This is a genomic window from Shinella zoogloeoides (genome assembly GCF_030733845.1).
Lineage (GTDB): Bacteria > Pseudomonadota > Alphaproteobacteria > Rhizobiales > Rhizobiaceae > Shinella > Shinella zoogloeoides_C.
In genome coordinates this window covers 352,299-368,526 of sequence record NZ_CP132312.1, presented here as the reverse complement: position 1 = coordinate 368,526, position 16,228 = coordinate 352,299, and the positions used below count along the sequence as shown (strand labels likewise).

The window sequence follows — 16,228 nt, the reverse complement described above, 5'->3', positions numbered from 1 at the left end:
CGGGCAAATCACCCTCCAATGTTCAAAAAATAGATGCAACAAGCCTAATTGAACGCGATTTGAAGTCCATTTGTTTTTTAGCGCCGTGATATTGTCCGCGCCAGTTTCCCGGATATCATGCAAACCGCTTCTCATAGGTCCCGCCATGCAGAAACCCTTCGCCGACTTCGCCCCGCCGATCCGTCCGCAGACCGAACTGCGCCAGGCGATCACCGCCGCCTATCGCCGTCCCGAGACCGAGTGCCTGCCGCCGCTCGTCGCCGCCGCGCGCGTCACCGAGACGCAGCGCTACGACATCCGCAGCACCGCCCGCACGCTGATCGAGGCGCTGCGCGCCAAACACAAGGGTACGGGCGTCGAGGGCCTGGTGCAGGAATACTCGCTGTCGAGCCAGGAAGGCGTCGCGCTGATGTGCCTTGCCGAGGCGCTGCTGCGCATCCCGGATACCGACACGCGAGACGCGCTGATCCGCGACAAGATCGCCGAAGGCGACTGGACCTCCCATATCGGCGGCGGCAAGTCGCTCTTCGTCAACGCCGCCACCTGGGGCCTCGTCGTCACCGGCAAGCTCACTTCGACGGTCAACGACCGCGGCCTTTCCGCCGCCCTGACGCGCCTCATCGCGCGGGCCGGCGAGCCGGTCATCCGGCGCGGCGTCGACATGGCCATGCGCATGATGGGCGAGCAGTTCGTCACCGGCGAGACCATCGAGGAGGCGCTGAAGCGCTCCAAGCCGCTCGAAGCGCGCGGCTTCCGCTATTCCTACGACATGCTGGGCGAGGCCGCGACGACCGCCGCCGACGCCGAGCGCTACTACCGCGACTACGAGAAGGCGATCCACGCCATCGGCACCGCGTCCGCCGGCCGCGGCATCTATGAAGGCCCCGGCATCTCGATCAAGCTGTCCGCGCTCCACCCGCGCTACAGCCGTGCGCAGGCCGCCCGCGTCATGAGCGAGCTTCTGCCCAAGGTGACCGCGCTCGCGGCGCTCGCCAAGAAATACGACATCGGCCTCAACATCGACGCGGAGGAAGCCGACCGGCTGGAACTGTCGCTCGACCTGCTCGAAAGCCTCTGCTTCGATGCATCCTTGCAGGGCTGGAATGGCCTCGGCTTCGTGGTGCAGGCCTATGGCAAGCGCTGCCCCTTCGTGCTCGACTACATCATCGACCTCGCCCGCCGCTCCGGCCGCCGCATCATGGTGCGCCTCGTCAAAGGCGCCTATTGGGACGCCGAGATCAAGCGCGCGCAGCTCGACGGCCTGGAAGGCTTCCCGGTCTATACGCGCAAGATCTACACGGACGTCGCCTATGTCGCTTGCGCGCGAAAACTGCTCGCCGCGCCGGACGCCGTCTTCCCGCAGTTCGCCACCCACAACGCGCAGAGCCTCGCCACGATCTACCAGCTCGCCGGCCCCGATTTCGCCGTCGGCAAGTACGAGTTCCAGTGCCTGCACGGCATGGGCGAACCGCTCTATGACGAAGTGGTCGGCAAGGACAAGCTCGACCGGCCCTGCCGCATCTATGCGCCCGTAGGCACGCATGAGACGCTGCTCGCCTATCTCGTCCGGCGGCTACTTGAGAACGGCGCGAACTCCTCCTTCGTCAACCGTATTTCCGACCCCAAGGTTTCGGTGGAATCGCTGATCGCCGATCCGGTCGACATCGTCGCCGCCATGCCGGTCGTCGGCGCGCCGCACGACCAGATCGCCCTGCCGGACGCGCTCTTCGGCAAGTCGCGTGAGAACTCCAAGGGTCTCGACCTCTCCAACGAAGTCACGCTCGCCGAGCTGTCGGCTGCACTCGCTGACACCGCGGCAAGGCAGTGGCACGCCGCGCCGCTTCTCGCGGACGGCTCTGCCTCTGGCGAGACGAGCGACGTGCTCAACCCGGCCGACCACCGCGACGTCGTCGGCCGCGTCACCGAGATCAAGGCGGAAGATGCCGGGCGCATCGTCGGCCTCGCCGCCGACAGCGTCGCCGCCTGGGCCGCTGTGCCGCCGGCCGACCGCGCCGCCTGCCTCGACCGGGCGGCCGATCTCATGGAGACCCGCATCGAGCCGCTGATGGGCATCATCATGCGCGAGGCCGGCAAGTCGGCGGCGAACGCCATCGGCGAAGTGCGCGAGGCGGTCGACTTTCTGCGCTACTATGCCGACCAGGCCCGCCGCACGCTCGGCCCGGCCCACCTGCCGCTCGGCCCGATCGTCTGCATCAGCCCATGGAACTTCCCGCTCGCCATCTTCACCGGCCAGGTCGCCGCCGCCCTCGTCGCCGGCAATGCGGTGCTGGCAAAGCCCGCCGAGGAAACGCCCATCATCGCCCATGAGAGCGTGAAGATCCTGCACGAAGCCGGCGTGCCGGCCGGTGCGCTGCAGTTCGTTCCGGGTGCCGGCCGTGTCGGCGCGGCCCTCGTCGGCGCGGACAAGACGGCCGGCGTCATGTTCACCGGCTCGACGGAGGTCGCCCGCCTCATCCAGGCGCAGCTTGCCGAACGGCTTTCCGCCACCGGCAAGCCGATCCCGCTGATCGCCGAAACCGGCGGCCAGAACGGCATGATCGTCGATTCCTCCGCGCTTGCCGAGCAGGTCGTCGGCGACGTGATCGCCTCGGCTTTCGACAGCGCGGGCCAGCGCTGCTCGGCGTTGCGGGTCCTGTGCCTGCAGGACGACGTCGCGGACCGCACGCTCACCATGCTGAAGGGCGCGCTCAAGGAACTGACGCTCGGCCGCACCGACAGCCTCAACGTCGATATCGGCCCGGTCATCACGGCCGAGGCGCGCGACGGCATCACCAAGCATATCGAGCACATGCGCAGCCTCGGCAACAAGGTCGAGCAGGTGGCACTGCCGGGCAGCACGGAGAACGGCACCTTCGTTCCGCCGACGATCATCGAGCTGAAGTCGCTTTCCGACCTGAAGCGCGAGGTCTTCGGCCCGGTGCTGCACGTCATCCGCTTCCGCCGCGCCGATCTCGACAAGCTGATCGACGACATCAACGGCTCCGGCTACGGCCTCACCTTCGGCCTGCACACGCGCCTCGACGAGACGATCGCGCATGTCACCAGCCGCATCAAGGCGGGCAACCTCTACGTCAACCGCAACATCATCGGCGCGGTGGTGGGCGTGCAGCCGTTCGGCGGCCGCGGCCTTTCCGGCACCGGCCCGAAGGCCGGCGGCCCGCTCTATATCGGCCGCCTCGTGCAGAAGGCGCCGGTGCCGCCGCAGCAGGATTCGGTGCACACCGATCCGGTGCTTCGCGACTACATCACCTGGCTCGACCGCAAGGGCAAGGCGGCCGAGGGCGAGACGGCCCGCGGCTTTGCCAACCGCTCGGCGCTCGGCCTGCTGCGCGAGCTCGCCGGTCCCGTCGGCGAGCGCAACCTCTATGCCCTGCATGCGCGCGGCAAGGTGCTCCTCGTGCCGAAGACCGAAACCGGCCTGCTGCGCCAGGTCGCAGCGGCGCTCGCGACGGGCAACCAGCTCGTCGTCGACAACGTCGAGCCACTGAAATCCGTGTTGGCGGACCTGCCGTCTTCCGTCGCCGCCCGCCTCTCGTGGACGTCCGACTGGGACAAGAGCGGCCCGTTCGCCGGGGCACTGGTCGAAGGCGACGCGGAAGATGTGCGCAGCGTCAACCGGAAGATCGCAGCCCTTGCCGGCCCGCTCGTCCTGGTGCAGGCGGCGACGACCGAGGAGCTGGCCAGCGATCCGGAAGCCTATTGCCTCAACTGGCTGCTGGAGGAGGTCTCCACCTCCATCAACACCGCTGCCGCAGGCGGCAATGCCAGCCTGATGGCGATCGGCTGACGCTATTCGCGGCGCTCTGCGCCGCGACATTCTTCTGCCTGCCGGCACCAAGGCGGCGCCTGATAGACACCATTGCGCCTCCTCCGGCCTGCCGGCCACCTCCCCGCAAGCGGGGAGAAGGAGATATGCCTCACCGTTTCCTCACCCGATACCCATTCGTGTGGTACGTCCCCTTTCCGCCTCCGGGAAGGGATTAGGGTGAGGGCAGCGCCCCCTGGCCAGCCCCAGCGATTCGACAGCGAATCAGTCTGCCTACAGGCGCCTAAAAAGCACCTTCGTCACCCGCGTCGGGAGCGAAGAATACGGCACGTCTACCTTTGCGTTTCCTCAAGCTCCGATATCGCGGGCCTTCGGGCCGGCAGGACATGCTTCGCGCCAGCGTAGCCTGCCAATTAACCATTTGTTAACCATTTCACCGCTACACCGGGGCTACCGAAAATTAATCAAGATGACTGATGTGTTAACTCAACCCCGGCCGATCCGCCTCAAGGGGCGGTCCTTCCTTGCGCTAGCGCTGACACCGGAGCTTCCCTTCGAGGACTGGCTGGTGCGGCTCGACGACCTGGCCGCCCGTTCGGCCGGTTTCTTCCTTCGCCGGCCGGTAGTGCTGGACGTCGAGGGTCTGGACATCGACCGTTCGGAGCTGCGCAACCTCGTCGACCAGCTCAACGCACGCAATGTGCGGGTCATGGGCGTCGAGGGCGCGCGCTCGTCGCTGCTCGGTCCCGACATGCCGCCGGCAATGACCGACGGACGCCCGGCGGCCGATATCGAGGCGCCGGCGGCGGAAAAGACCGAAAAGACCGGAAAGGTTGATCCCGTCGAGACCGCCGAGCCCGCCGAACCCGTGGTGACGGCAGCCGTCCAGGTCACGCCGTCCCTGGTCGTCTCCCGGCCCGTTCGCTCGGGCCAGTCGATCTTTTTCCCGGAAGGCGACGTCACCATCATCGGTTCGGTCGCATCGGGCGCGGAAATCGTCGCCGGCGGGTCGATCCACGTCTACGGCCCCCTGCGCGGCCGGGCGCTGGCCGGCACGACGGGCAATGCCTCGGCGCGCATCTTCTGCCGCAAGCTCGAGGCGGAGCTCATCGCGATCGACGGCTTCTACAAGACGGCGGACGACATGGAGCCGGAACTGCGCGGCAAGCCGGTGCAGGTCTGGCTCGATGGCGAAACGATCAAGGCCGCGACACTCGGCTGACAGCAGGCGAATTCCAACTCACTGGAGAGGCATATGGGCAAGGTAATCGTTGTCACATCGGGCAAAGGCGGCGTCGGCAAGACGACGTCGTCGGCCGCACTGGGCGCCGCGCTGGCGCAGAACGGCGACAGGGTCGTGGTCGTGGATTTCGACGTCGGCCTGCGCAATCTCGACCTCGTCATGGGTGCGGAGCGGCGCGTGGTCTACGACCTCGTCAACGTCATCCAGGGCGAAGCCAAGCTGACGCAGGCGCTGATCCGCGACAAGCGCGTCGAGACGCTCTACCTGCTGCCCGCCTCGCAGACTCGCGACAAGGACAACCTGACGCCGGAAGGCGTGGAGAAGGTCATCGCGGCCCTGAAGAACGCCTTCGACTGGGTGATCTGCGACAGCCCCGCCGGCATCGAGCGCGGCGCGACGCTTGCCATGCGCCATGCCGACGTCGCCATCGTCGTGACGAACCCGGAAGTCTCCTCGGTGCGCGATTCGGACCGCATCATCGGCCTGCTCGATTCCAAGACGCTGAAGGCCGAGAACGGCGAGCGCATCGAAAAGCACCTGCTGCTGACCCGCTACGACGCGGCCCGCGCCGAGCGCGGCGACATGCTGAAGGTCGACGACGTCCTGGAAATCCTCTCGATCCCGCTGCTCGGCATCATCCCGGAAAGCATGGACGTCCTGCGCGCCTCGAATGTCGGCGCTCCGGTCACGCTGGCGGACGGCCGCTGCGCCCCGGCGCTCGCCTATTTCGAAGCGACGCGCCGCCTCAAGGGCGAAAGCCTGCCGGTCACCATCCCGGGCGACAAGCGCAGCTTCCTCGGCAAGATCTTCGGAAGGAAAGCGGCATGAACCTGTTCGGTTTCTTCTCCCGCGGCCAGTCGGCTCCGGCAGCGCGCGAGCGGCTGCAGGTGCTGCTCGCCCACGAGCGCGCCTCGACCGGCGACTCGGACCTCGTCAACAAGCTGCGCGACGAAATCCTGAAAGCGATTTCCAAGCACATGCAGATCGACGACGAAAAGGTCAGCATCAAGATGGAACGCGGCGCCCAGGTCTCGACGCTCGCCGTCGATATCGAGATCCCGTTCGACGCCGGCAAGAAAGCTGCCTGACGACGCCGCTTCGCACGCCGCGCATCCTCCCGGATGCCGGCGGTGAGACCCGACACTCTAAGGACCACATGATCACACGACCCGGCCCCTGGGGCCGAATGACGCAGCAATAACAATCGAAGGAGAATGTCATGTCCCGTTTTGCACTTCTGGAGAGGCTGAAGGCGGTCCAGCAGATGCCCAAATACCAGGGCCGTGACATCACCACGATCAGCGCGGTGCTGTCGAACCAGGCGCTTGCGCGGCATGTGGAACATTGCGAGCAGACCGCAGGCGTCACACCCTCGGCCGGCGTGCCCCAGGACGCCTGAAGGCGGGCCATTTTCGGGCCTATCCACAGCCTCGAATCTATAAAGTTGACTCTAGAACTCATGTATAATATCGCCAATCACATCCGCCCCGCGGATTGCTGAACTGGAGATATTTTATGAACATTGTTATAGGGTTAGCCGGGCCGCTCGCAGCGGTGGCCGTGGGCGTCGCGCATGCGCATGCCGCCGATATCAGAGGTTTTACGGAATTCGAGGGCCGCTGGCACAGCGAGGAATCGCTGGGCGGCCTCGGCATCATGCTGCCGTTCCAAGCCGACGCCACCCAGACGTTCTTCATCGACCTCAACGGATCGCTCGTCGAAGGCGGCGTCCGCCAGGGTTCGTTCGGCGGCGGCTACCGCCTCGCGACGCCGGGCCAATGGACCCTCGGCCTCTACGGCTATTACGACTATCTCAACTCCCCGCTCGGCAACGACTTCCATCAGCTTTCGCTCGGCGCCGAAGCGCTCGGTCCCGTCTTCGAAACCCGGGCCAACATCTATCTGCCGCTCGGCAACGGCTTTTCCGTCGAGGGCGCGGGACGCGGAGTGATCAGCGACGGCGTTCTGAAGTTCCGCGAGGGCCGCGAGCGGGCGCGGCCGGGCATCGATGCGGAGGCCGGCTTCAAGGTTCCCGGCATTTCGGAGGACGGCAAAGCCGAACTGAAGCTCTTTGCCGGCAGCTATTGGTATGGCGGCAGAAATGTCAGCGACATGTTCGGCGGAAAACTGCGCGCCGAACTCGCCTTCGCGAATGTCGGCGGGCTTCCAACGGGTTCAACCGTCTCCATCGGGGCGAGCGCCACCTACGACAATCAGGACAAGCTCGGCGGCGCCGCCATGGCCCGCCTGCGCATTCCCTTCGGCATTTCCGGCGGCGAAGCGGTCAATCCCTTCGATCCGGCGACGCAAGGCGTCCGGCGGGCCGCGACCATCAAGACCCATGTCGGCACGACGGGCGAACTTGAAAATGCCGTCTTCGACCTCACCGGACAGACGGCCGGCAATGTGGTGACGATCTCGGCGGGCAGTGGCGATGCGACCGCCATCAATGCCCTGCTGGCGTCGGCCGGAAACGGCGCGCTGGTGCTGGCCGAAGGCAATATCGGCTTCAATGGCTCGCTGGCGCTCGCGGACGGCCAGGCGCTGCTCGGCGGCGGCGGAACGCTTGCCCTGAGGGGCGCGTCGAGCGGCGGCCGCGGCACGTTCACCAATATTGGCGCCGCAACGACGCTGACGGGTTACGACCCCGCCCGGGATGTCGTCACCATGGCGTCGAACAGCCTGGTGTCCTCCCTCGCGATCACCGGCGGCTTTGCCGGCATCGGCAGCACCGGCACTTCAGGCCTTTTCATCGACAATGTCGAGGTTTCGCACACCGCGCATGACGGCATCCGCCTGACGCAGGTCGACGGCGCCGTCATCCAGGACAGCAGCATCCACGATCTCTACATCTGCGAAAGCAGCACCCTGTGCGAATTCGCCGTTGGCAACCCGAACCGCGCGCCGTATGCGGCGATCAGCGCGCACGGCACGAAGAACCTCGCCATCCGTGACACGACGATCGACAACGTCACCTACGGCGTCTTTGCCGGCAGCGCGATCGACGACAGCGGCTGGCCTCCCGTCATCACCGAGCTCGCCAGCAACATCACGCTCGACAACGTGACCATTTCCCGCTCGCGGCGCGAAGGCATTCTGCTCGTCGGCGCCGACGGGGTGAAGATGAACAAGGTGACGGTCGACAATTCCGCGCAGGACAGGGACATGGACCTCGTCGTGCTGCAGGGCACGTCGAACGTTGCGATCACCGACATGGTGTTGAAGGGCGGCATCAACGGCCTCATGCTGGTGACCGCACCCTCCCTGCCCGACGAGGCGGTGACGACGGACGTCAAGGTGGACGGCCTGACGATCGACGGCACGAGGAATGCGGGCATCTTCCTCAATCCGGTCGCCGGCATCGACTTCAAGAACGTGACGATCAGCAATGCCGGCACCTACGGCATGTTCATCTATGGCGACGAATGGGGCTTCCTCGGCGGTCCCGTGGCCGACATAAGCTTCGAGAACGTCGTCATCGACAAGGCCAGGGAAGCGGGCCTCTACTTCATGGGACCGTCGGAAGACCTTTCCGGCGACATCACGGTGCGCAATACACCGCGCGATTGCAAATCCGATCCCTCGTGGATGGGCGGCCTCAGCGGCTCGATCACCCAGTCGCCCGGCTCGGTCTTCATCGTCAACGGCCAGGAACTCGGCGCTTCGACCTTCGACGCGCGCTGCGGCTGAGCGGTAGCGATAATGGCGAGGGGCGCCGAAACGCCCCTCACCTGTTCCAATCGCCTCAGGCGACCACCCAGCATTTCGTCAGGGCGTGCCCGCCCATCAGCTCGCCGTTCGGGTCGTCCACCCAGCCGCCAGCCTTGGCGCTCGTCGCGTCGATATAGTTGTTGAACATCGGCACGATCGCACCGCCCTCGTCGCGCAGGATCATCGCGGCCTGCCGGTACATGGCCTTGCGTTTGGCCTGGTCGAGCTCGGAGCGCGCGCCGATGATCAGCTTGTCGAAATCCTCGCGGAAGAAGCGGGTATCGTTCCATTCCGCCTTGGAAAGATAGGCGATGGAATAGACCTGGTCCTGCGTCGGGCGGCCGGTCCAGTAGGACATGGAGAAGGGTTGCTTGTTCCAGACGTCCGACCAGTAGCCGTCGCCGGGCTCGCGTTTGATCTCGACGGTGATGCCGCATTTGGCGGCGCTCTGCTGGAAAAGCTGGGCGGCATCGACCGCGCCCGGGAAGGCGACGTCCGAGGTGCGCAGCAGCACCGGGCCGCTATGACCCGACTTCTTGTAGTGCTCGGCCGCCTTTTCCGGATCGAACTTGCGCTGCTCGATATCGTCGTCGAACAGCGGATAGCCCTTGATCATCGGCGTGTCGTTGCCGACCGTGCCGTAGCCGCTGAGGATCTTCAGCACCATCTCCTCGCGGTCGACCGCATATTTCAGCGCCAGCCGCAGGTCGTTATTGTCGAAGGGCGCCGTGTTGCAATGGGCGATCATCACATAATGGCCCTTGCCGGGCACGTTGCGCAGCGTCACGCCCGGCAGGCGCTTGACCAGCTCGACTATCTTCGGCTCAACCCGGTTGATCATGTCGATCCGCCCGCCCTGGAGCGCGGCCGTGCGGGCCGTTGAATCGTTGATGACGATGATCTCGACCGAATCGGCATGGCCGCGCTGGTCGCTGCCCCAGTATCCCTCGTGCTTTTCCCCGACATGGCGCACGCCGGGTTCGTTGACCGCCATCCTGTAGGGACCCGTGCCGATGCCCTCGGTCGGGTTGCCCTTGCCGCCGTTCGGCTGGATCATCAGGTGGTAGTCACTGACGACGTAGGGCAGGTCGGCGTTCGGCTCTTTCAGCGTGATCACCACATTGCCGCCGTCCGCCTTGACCGTGTCGAACTCGGCCACGAAAGCGAGGGCGGCGGATTTCGAATCTGCATCGGCGTGGCGCTCGAAGGTGGCGACGACATCCTCCGGTGTCAGCGGCTTGCCGTTGTGGAAGGTGACGTCCTTGCGGATCTTGAAGGTCCACGTCTTGGCGTCGGAGGACGCCTCGTAGGATTCGGCGAGGCGATACTCGATCTCGCCGGCGGGTGAGATCTCGAGCAGCTGCTCGCCCCAGCAGCGGCCGATCGTATAGGGCACCTGGCTGGCCCAGGTCGCGGGGTCGAGGCTGTCGGTGGCCGCGCCGCCGACAAGCCCCGCGCGCAGCACGCCACCCTTGACGGGTCCTTCCGCGCGCGCCGCGCTGGTCAGCAAGGCATTGGCCGCCGTGATCGAGAGGCCGAGCATGGCGGCCCGGCCGAGAAAGTCGCGTCGGGAAAGCCGTCCGCCGGCGACAAGCCGGCTCAGATGATCGAGTTCAGTGGTCACGCTCGCACTCCTCCTTACGGTTGACGCGTCATCCTGCATCCCGGCAAGCCCGGTTGCCAAGTGGCATTTATCGCGACGGAGGCCAGGACCGATCGACATTCGGTTCAGGCCGAGCCGAAAATGGTGCTTTTGCGTGATCCGGAGCGCAGCGTACTTTTGGTACGTGAGCACCGGAAGCGCGCAAAAGTGCCGTTTGCAGGCCGGCATGGGCTGAATGTCGATCGGTCCTAACGGGCGAACTTGCGCGCGCCGGCAACGCAAAGCACGATGGCAAGCGTCGTGACGATCATGAGCGGGCTGACCTTTTCGTGCAGCAGCCAGGCGGCCAGCAGAAGGCCGAAGAAGGGCTGGAGAAGCTGCAACTGTCCCACCGCGGCGATGCCGCCGAGCGCCAGCCCGCGATACCAGAAGACGAAGCCGATCAGCATGCTGAAGATGGAGACATAGGCAAGTCCCGCCCAGGCGCGGCCTTCGACGCCTTCCAGCGTTCCCGGCAGCGAGAACAGCATGACGACCCCCATCGCCGGCAGCGAAAGCACCAGCGCCCAGGAGATCACCTGCCAGCCGCCGAGCGTGCGCGAAAGCTTCGCGCCTTCCGCATAGCCGAGGCCGCAGACGATGACGGCGGCGACCATCAGCAAGTCTCCCACGAGCGAGATCTCGGCGCCGGAATTCAGCGCGAAGCCGACCACCGTCGCGCTGCCGATGCCGGAGAAGAGCCAGAACAGCGGTTTCGGCCGCTCCCCGCCGCGCAGGACGCCGAAGACGGCGGTCGCCAGCGGCAGCAGGCCGATGAAGACGATGGAATGGGCCGAGGTGATGTATTGCAGCGCCAGCGCCGTCAGCAGCGGAAAGCCGACGACGACCCCGAGCGCGATGATGACCAGCGAGGCAAGATCGCCGCGCGACGGCCTTGGCTGGCGCAGCGCGAACAACAGCGCCGCCCCCAGAAGCGCCGCGATGACCGCCCGCGCGGAGGTCAGGAACATCGGCGAGAAATCCGCCACCGCGATGCGGGTCGCCGGCAGCGAACCGCTGAAAATGATGACCCCGAGCAGCCCGCTGCCCCAACCGTCCATGGATGTTCTCATCGTCCCTCGCATTCCCCTTCTCGATACAGGCAAGGGCTTGGCAAAGGCAGGAACAAAGCAATACAATTACGGCAAACTGTACTGGCCCATGGACCCATACAATAGGAGCGGAGATGGCAGGCGACCTTGCGGGAAGCAGAACGTCCGACGTCATGACGGCGATCCGCGGCCGCATCGCCGGCCGCGCGCTTGCGCCCGGCGACAGGCTTCCCTCGATCCGCCGCTTCGCGGCGACGATGAACGTTTCCCCCTCGACGGTGGTGGAGGCCTATGACCGCCTCGCGGCGGAAGGGTTGATCCGGGCGCAGCGGGGCTCGGGCTTCTACGTCTCGAATGCCGCCCTGCCGCCGCTTAAACTTGCGGCGGAGACACCGAAGGCACGGGCGGTCGATCCGTTCTGGATATCGCGGCAGGCGCTCGACGCCGACGACGCGGTGCTCAAACCCGGCTGCGGCTGGCTGCCGGCGGACTGGATGCCGAACGAGGCGCTGCGCCGCGCCATCCGCAGCCTCGCGCGCAGCGAAAGCGACCTCCTCGCCTATTACGGCAGCACGCACGGTTCGCCGGCGCTGCGGCGCCTGCTGCTGGGGCGGCTTGCCGAGGAGGGCATCGGGGCCGGCCCTGATCACCTGATGCTGACCAATACGGGCACGCAGGCCCTCGACCTCGTCTGCCGCTTCCTGTTGCGGCCGGGCGACACCGTGATCGTCGACGATCCCGGCTATTTCAACTTCCAGGCGCTGCTGAAGGCGCACCAGGTGAAGATCATCGGCGTGCCCTATGGGCCGTCGGGACCCGATATCGGCGCCTTCGAGGCGATCCTCGCCGCCGGGCGGCCCAAGCTCTACATCACCAATTCGGCGATCCACAACCCGACCGGGGCGACGGTCTCGCCGCAGGTCGCGCACCGGCTGCTGAACGCGGCGGCCGGCAGTGACATGACGATCGTCGAGGACGACATCTTCGCCGATTTCGAGCCGGAGCCCTCCACGCGGCTTGCCGCGCTCGACGGCCTTTCCCGCGTCATCCGCATCGGCAGCTTCTCGAAAACCCTCTCGGCCTCCGCGCGCTGCGGCTATATCGCGGCGCGGCCGGACTGGATCGAGGGGCTGGTGGACCTGCAGATCGCCACCAATTTCGGCGGACCGAACCCGATTTCCAGCGAGATCATCGCCCATATGCTCGCCGGCGGCGGCTACCGCAAGCATATGGAGGAACTGCGGCGCAAACTCGTGCGCGTGCGGCGCGAGACGGCCGATCGCCTGCGCCGTCTCGGCATCGAGCCCGTCATCCTGCCGCGCGGCGGCTTCAACCTCTGGTGCCGCCTGCCGGACGGGCTCGATTCCGCGCTGGTGGCACAGGCCGCCGTCGCCGGTGGCGTCGTCCTCGCTCCCGGCAACGTCTTCAGCGTGTCGCAGGGCGCCGCCGGCTTCATGCGCTTCAACGTCGCCCACATGCTGGAGCCCCGCGTCTACGAGGTTCTCGCGGCAGCGATGAAAACTGCGTCCTAGGACCGAACGACATTCAGTTCAGGGCGAGCCGAAAATGGTGCTTTTCCGCGACCCGGAGCGCAGCGTACTTCGGTACGTGAGCACCGGAAGCGCGGGAAAGCGCCATTTGCAGGCCGGCATGGGCTGAATGGCGTTCGATCCTAAAGCTGGTGCAGCACGAAAGGCTTGCCCTCGATGCGCTCGACCCGCATGCGGAATCCGAAGACGGCTTCGAGCGTGTCGGGCGTCAGGATGTCGGCCGGCGCGCCGTCCGCCACGATGCGGCCATCCTTCATCGCGACGATCCGGTCCGCATGGGCGCTCGCCTGGTTGATGTCGTGCAGCACGATGACGACCGTCGTGCCGTTTTCGTCGGCGACGGTGCGCAGCGAGCGCATGAGCGCGCGGGCATAGTACATGTCGAGATTGTTCAGCGGCTCGTCGAGCAGCAGATAGTCCGTGCCCTGCGCGAAGGCCATGGCGACGAGCGCGCGCTGGCGTTGACCGCCGGAAAGCGTCTCGATGAACCGGTCGGCAAGGTCGGTGAGGTCGAACTGGGCGAGCGCCGCGTCGATGATCGCGTGGTCATCCCCGGCAAGGCGTCCGCGGCCGTGCGGGAACCGGCCGAAGCCGACGAGTTCGCGCACGCGCAGGCGGCTGGCCACAGTGGTATCCTGCCGCAGGATGGCGATCACCCTGGCGAGGTCCCGGCCGGGCGTCGTGTTCACCGGCAGGCCGTCGATCTCGATGACGCCGGCCTGGAGCGGCTGCAGGCGCGCGACGAGCGAGAGCAGCGAGGATTTTCCCGCGCCGTTCGGGCCGATCAGCGCCACGACGCCGCCCTTCGGGATATCGAGGCTGACATCGGTGAGGATCGGCGTCACCCGGTGCTTGAAGGAGACGTTTTCTATCCGGATCATTTGCGGCTCCCAAGGACCAGCAGCAGGAGGAACACGAGCCCGCCGACGAATTCGATGACGACGCCGAGCGCCGTGACGCTACCCAGCGCATGCTGGAAGAGCGTCTGTCCGCCGACGAGCACGACGATGCCGGCAAGGGCGGCGGCCGGCAGCAGAACGCCATGACGGCGGGTCGCGACGATGCGCTCGGCAAGGGCCGCCACCAAGAGGCCGAAGAAGGCGACCGGGCCGACCAGCGCGGTGGAGACCGCAACGAGCGCCGAGACGAGGAGAAGCAGGCCGGTCACCGTGCCGGCCCAGCCGATACCCAGCCCCGTCGCCGTATCCGGCCCCAGCGAGATGACATCCAGCACGTGGCGCGCGCGCCAGGCGACGATTACGGCGATCGCCGTCACGATGGCGGCGAACACGAGGAGATCGGTGCGCACCGCATTGAAGTTGGCAAAGCTCGCCGTCTGCGCCACGGCGAATTCGTTGGGATCGATCAGGCGCGCGAGCAGCGAATAGAGGCTGCGGAACAGCACGCCGAAAACGACGCCGGCAAGCAGCATCAAGCCCATGTCGAGCCGGCTCTTCAGCATGGGCAGCAGCAGCCCGCAGGCAAGCAGCATCAGCAGCAGGACTTCTAGCCCGAACTTCAGTTGCGGATCGAAGGTCACATAACCGACGCCGCCGAGCAGGAAGACCATCAGCATCTGGCCGAAGAGATAGAGCGCATCGAGGCCCATGACCGACGGCGTCAGGATGCGGTTGCCGGTGACGGTCTGGAAGATCACGGTGGAAATGGCGATCGCGACGCCGACCTGCACAAGGGCCGCCAGTTTCAGGAGGCGCAGTTCCAGCACGAAGGCGATGTTGCCCTTGAGGCCGATCGCCAGGAACGCCACGGCGGAAACGAGCGCGGCCGCGGCAAGGGCGAGAAGACGGCGGTCAGCCATGGGCGCCGCGCCGGAAGAGCAGCCAGAGGAAAACCGCGCCGCCGACAACGCCCATCACGGTGCCGACGGGGATTTCATAGGGGTAGCGGATCAGGCGTCCGGCGATGTCGCAGGCAAGCACCAGCCCTGCCCCGCCGGCCGCCACCCAGCCGAGCGTGCCGCGCACATTGTCGCCCATCAGCCGCGAGACGATGTTCGGCACGGCAAGGCCGACGAAGGGGATCATGCCGACGACGACGACGCAAAGCGCGGTGATGACGGAGACGATGACCAGGCCGATCTGCATTATGCGGGCATAATCGATGCCAAGCCCGATGCTCGCCTCGCGCCCGAGCGCCATGATGGTCAGCCGGTCGGCGACGAACCAGGCGAAAGCGACCATCAGCGCGGCGATCCAGAGCATTTCGTAGCGCCCGCGCAGCACGCCGGAAAAGTCACCGTTGGTCCAGACGGCGAGATATTGCAGCAGGTCCGCCTGCCAGGCCGCATAGGTCGCCGCCGCGCCGATGACGCCGCCATAGACGATGCCGAAGAGCGGCACGAGGAAAGGCTGGGCCGGCGGCAGGCGCTGCGCCGTCGCAAGGAAGATCGACGTGCCGAGAAGGGCCGCGCCGCCGGCAATGAGGGTCTTCAGCGGCAGCGCGGCGGCCGGGAAGAGCAGCGTGACGAGGAGGATACCGAGTTCGGCACTCTGCGCCGTGCCGGCCGTCGCGGGCTCGACGAAGCGGTTGCGCGAGAGCGTCTGCATGATCAGGCCGGCAATCGCGAGGCCCGCGCCGCAGAGAATGGCGGCAAGCGTGCGCGGCAGGCGGCTGATGACGAGAAGCTGCAGGGCGTCGGGGTCGCTCAGGACCCTGCCGAGCGGCAGCGGGCTGACGCCGACGACAAGGCTCAGCACGAAGAGGAACGCGAGCCCGAGGCCCGCAATCCAGGTCATGCGCAGGGAAGGTCTTGAAACGGCGGCGGTCATGTCACGGCGTTCGGGCTGCCTCGTCCTGCCGCCAGTCGAGTGCCTGGAGGTTTTCCCGGAAGGCGAAGCGTACGAGATGGGATTCTATGACCGATTGGGTTTCGGCAAGGCCCTGCGCATCGTCCGACGTCGCGACCATGCGCAGGCCCTTGTCATCCGCTTCCAGAATGGCCGTGCCGCAGACGAAGCGGCATTCGCCCTGGGTCTCGGTATAGGAGACCTCGATCTTGTGGGCGAAATGCTTGCAGAGCTGCGCCAGATATTTCCGGCCGTTCTCCGTCTCCAGATAGGCTGCCGCTTCGAGCATGACGTTCCCCTTCCCACCGGACGGCATCGGCCACCCGTCAAAACATACCGTCCATACTCATGTTTTCACGGCAAGGAAAGCCGGCCCGGGCATGGCGTCTTTATCTTTTCCTTACATCGGCCGCGCGCCTTCCCAATCGAAACCTGA

General features: G+C 66.3%; 13 protein-coding genes. 7 read left to right on the top strand and 6 right to left on the bottom strand.

Translation table 11 applies throughout. From position 1 onward, the window contains the following. The first annotated feature begins 145 nt into the window (after positions 1–145). The 6 genes from putA (at position 146) to Q9316_RS22095 (ending at position 8,720) form a co-directional block, all read left to right on the top strand. Positions 146–3,808, top strand: coding sequence for a trifunctional transcriptional regulator/proline dehydrogenase/L-glutamate gamma-semialdehyde dehydrogenase (putA, locus tag Q9316_RS22120; protein ID WP_306035471.1), 3,663 nt, complete (start codon positions 146–148; stop codon positions 3,806–3,808). A gap of 448 nt (positions 3,809–4,256) precedes the next feature. Then, positions 4,257–5,009 carry a septum site-determining protein MinC gene (gene minC, locus Q9316_RS22115; protein ID WP_306035470.1) on the top strand — a complete coding sequence of 251 codons (753 nt, stop codon included), beginning with the start codon at positions 4,257–4,259 and terminating at the stop codon, positions 5,007–5,009. Between the two features lie 33 nt (positions 5,010–5,042). Continuing rightward, positions 5,043–5,858, top strand: a complete 816-nt coding sequence (minD, locus tag Q9316_RS22110) for a septum site-determining protein MinD (RefSeq protein WP_306035469.1) — start codon at positions 5,043–5,045, stop codon at positions 5,856–5,858. After that, the gene (gene minE, locus Q9316_RS22105) at positions 5,855–6,118 is read left to right on the top strand and encodes a cell division topological specificity factor MinE (protein ID WP_306035468.1); all 264 of its coding nucleotides are present in this window, start codon (positions 5,855–5,857) and stop codon (positions 6,116–6,118) included. The genes minD and minE overlap by 4 nt, the downstream gene beginning before the upstream one ends. Positions 6,119–6,249: 131 nt before the next feature. Beyond that, entirely contained in the window at positions 6,250–6,429 is a 180-nt protein-coding gene (locus Q9316_RS22100; RefSeq protein WP_306035467.1) for a hypothetical protein, read from the top strand. Between the two features lie 116 nt (positions 6,430–6,545). After that, positions 6,546–8,720 carry a right-handed parallel beta-helix repeat-containing protein gene (locus Q9316_RS22095; protein ID WP_306035466.1) on the top strand — a complete coding sequence of 725 codons (2,175 nt, stop codon included), beginning with the start codon at positions 6,546–6,548 and terminating at the stop codon, positions 8,718–8,720. A gap of 55 nt (positions 8,721–8,775) precedes the next feature. On the opposite strand, the gene Q9316_RS22090 is transcribed toward Q9316_RS22095, so the two are convergent. Next, entirely contained in the window at positions 8,776–10,404 is a 1,629-nt protein-coding gene (locus Q9316_RS22090) for an ABC transporter substrate-binding protein (protein WP_371878029.1), read from the bottom strand. 188 nt (positions 10,405–10,592) lie between these two features. Then, the gene (locus Q9316_RS22085) at positions 10,593–11,456 is read right to left on the bottom strand and encodes a DMT family transporter (protein WP_306035464.1); all 864 of its coding nucleotides are present in this window, start codon (positions 11,454–11,456) and stop codon (positions 10,593–10,595) included. Positions 11,457–11,569: 113 nt separating this feature from the next. Here Q9316_RS22085 and Q9316_RS22080 point away from each other — a divergent pair, with 113 nt between their 5' ends. Continuing rightward, on the top strand, positions 11,570–12,967 hold the full coding sequence (locus Q9316_RS22080; protein ID WP_306035463.1) for an aminotransferase-like domain-containing protein: 1,398 nt from the start codon (positions 11,570–11,572) through the stop codon (positions 12,965–12,967). Between the two features lie 140 nt (positions 12,968–13,107). Here the strand turns inward: Q9316_RS22080 and Q9316_RS22075 are convergent, their stop codons facing one another. The 4 genes from Q9316_RS22075 to Q9316_RS22060 are packed head-to-tail and all read right to left on the bottom strand — an operon-like array spanning position 13,108 to position 16,081. Beyond that, positions 13,108–13,866 carry an iron ABC transporter ATP-binding protein gene (locus Q9316_RS22075; protein ID WP_306035462.1) on the bottom strand — a complete coding sequence of 253 codons (759 nt, stop codon included), beginning with the start codon at positions 13,864–13,866 and terminating at the stop codon, positions 13,108–13,110. Next, positions 13,863–14,804 (bottom strand): iron chelate uptake ABC transporter family permease subunit, encoded by a 942-nt coding sequence (locus Q9316_RS22070; protein WP_306035461.1) that lies wholly within the window; start codon positions 14,802–14,804, stop codon positions 13,863–13,865. The genes Q9316_RS22075 and Q9316_RS22070 overlap by 4 nt, the downstream gene beginning before the upstream one ends. Then, complete coding sequence (locus Q9316_RS22065; RefSeq protein WP_306035460.1) at positions 14,797–15,741, bottom strand: ABC transporter permease; 945 nt, start codon at positions 15,739–15,741, stop codon at positions 14,797–14,799. The genes Q9316_RS22070 and Q9316_RS22065 overlap by 8 nt, the downstream gene beginning before the upstream one ends. A 34-nt stretch (positions 15,742–15,775) precedes the next feature. Continuing rightward, positions 15,776–16,081 (bottom strand): DUF2218 domain-containing protein, encoded by a 306-nt coding sequence (locus tag Q9316_RS22060; RefSeq protein WP_306035459.1) that lies wholly within the window; start codon positions 16,079–16,081, stop codon positions 15,776–15,778. Positions 16,082–16,228 lie beyond the last annotated feature (147 nt).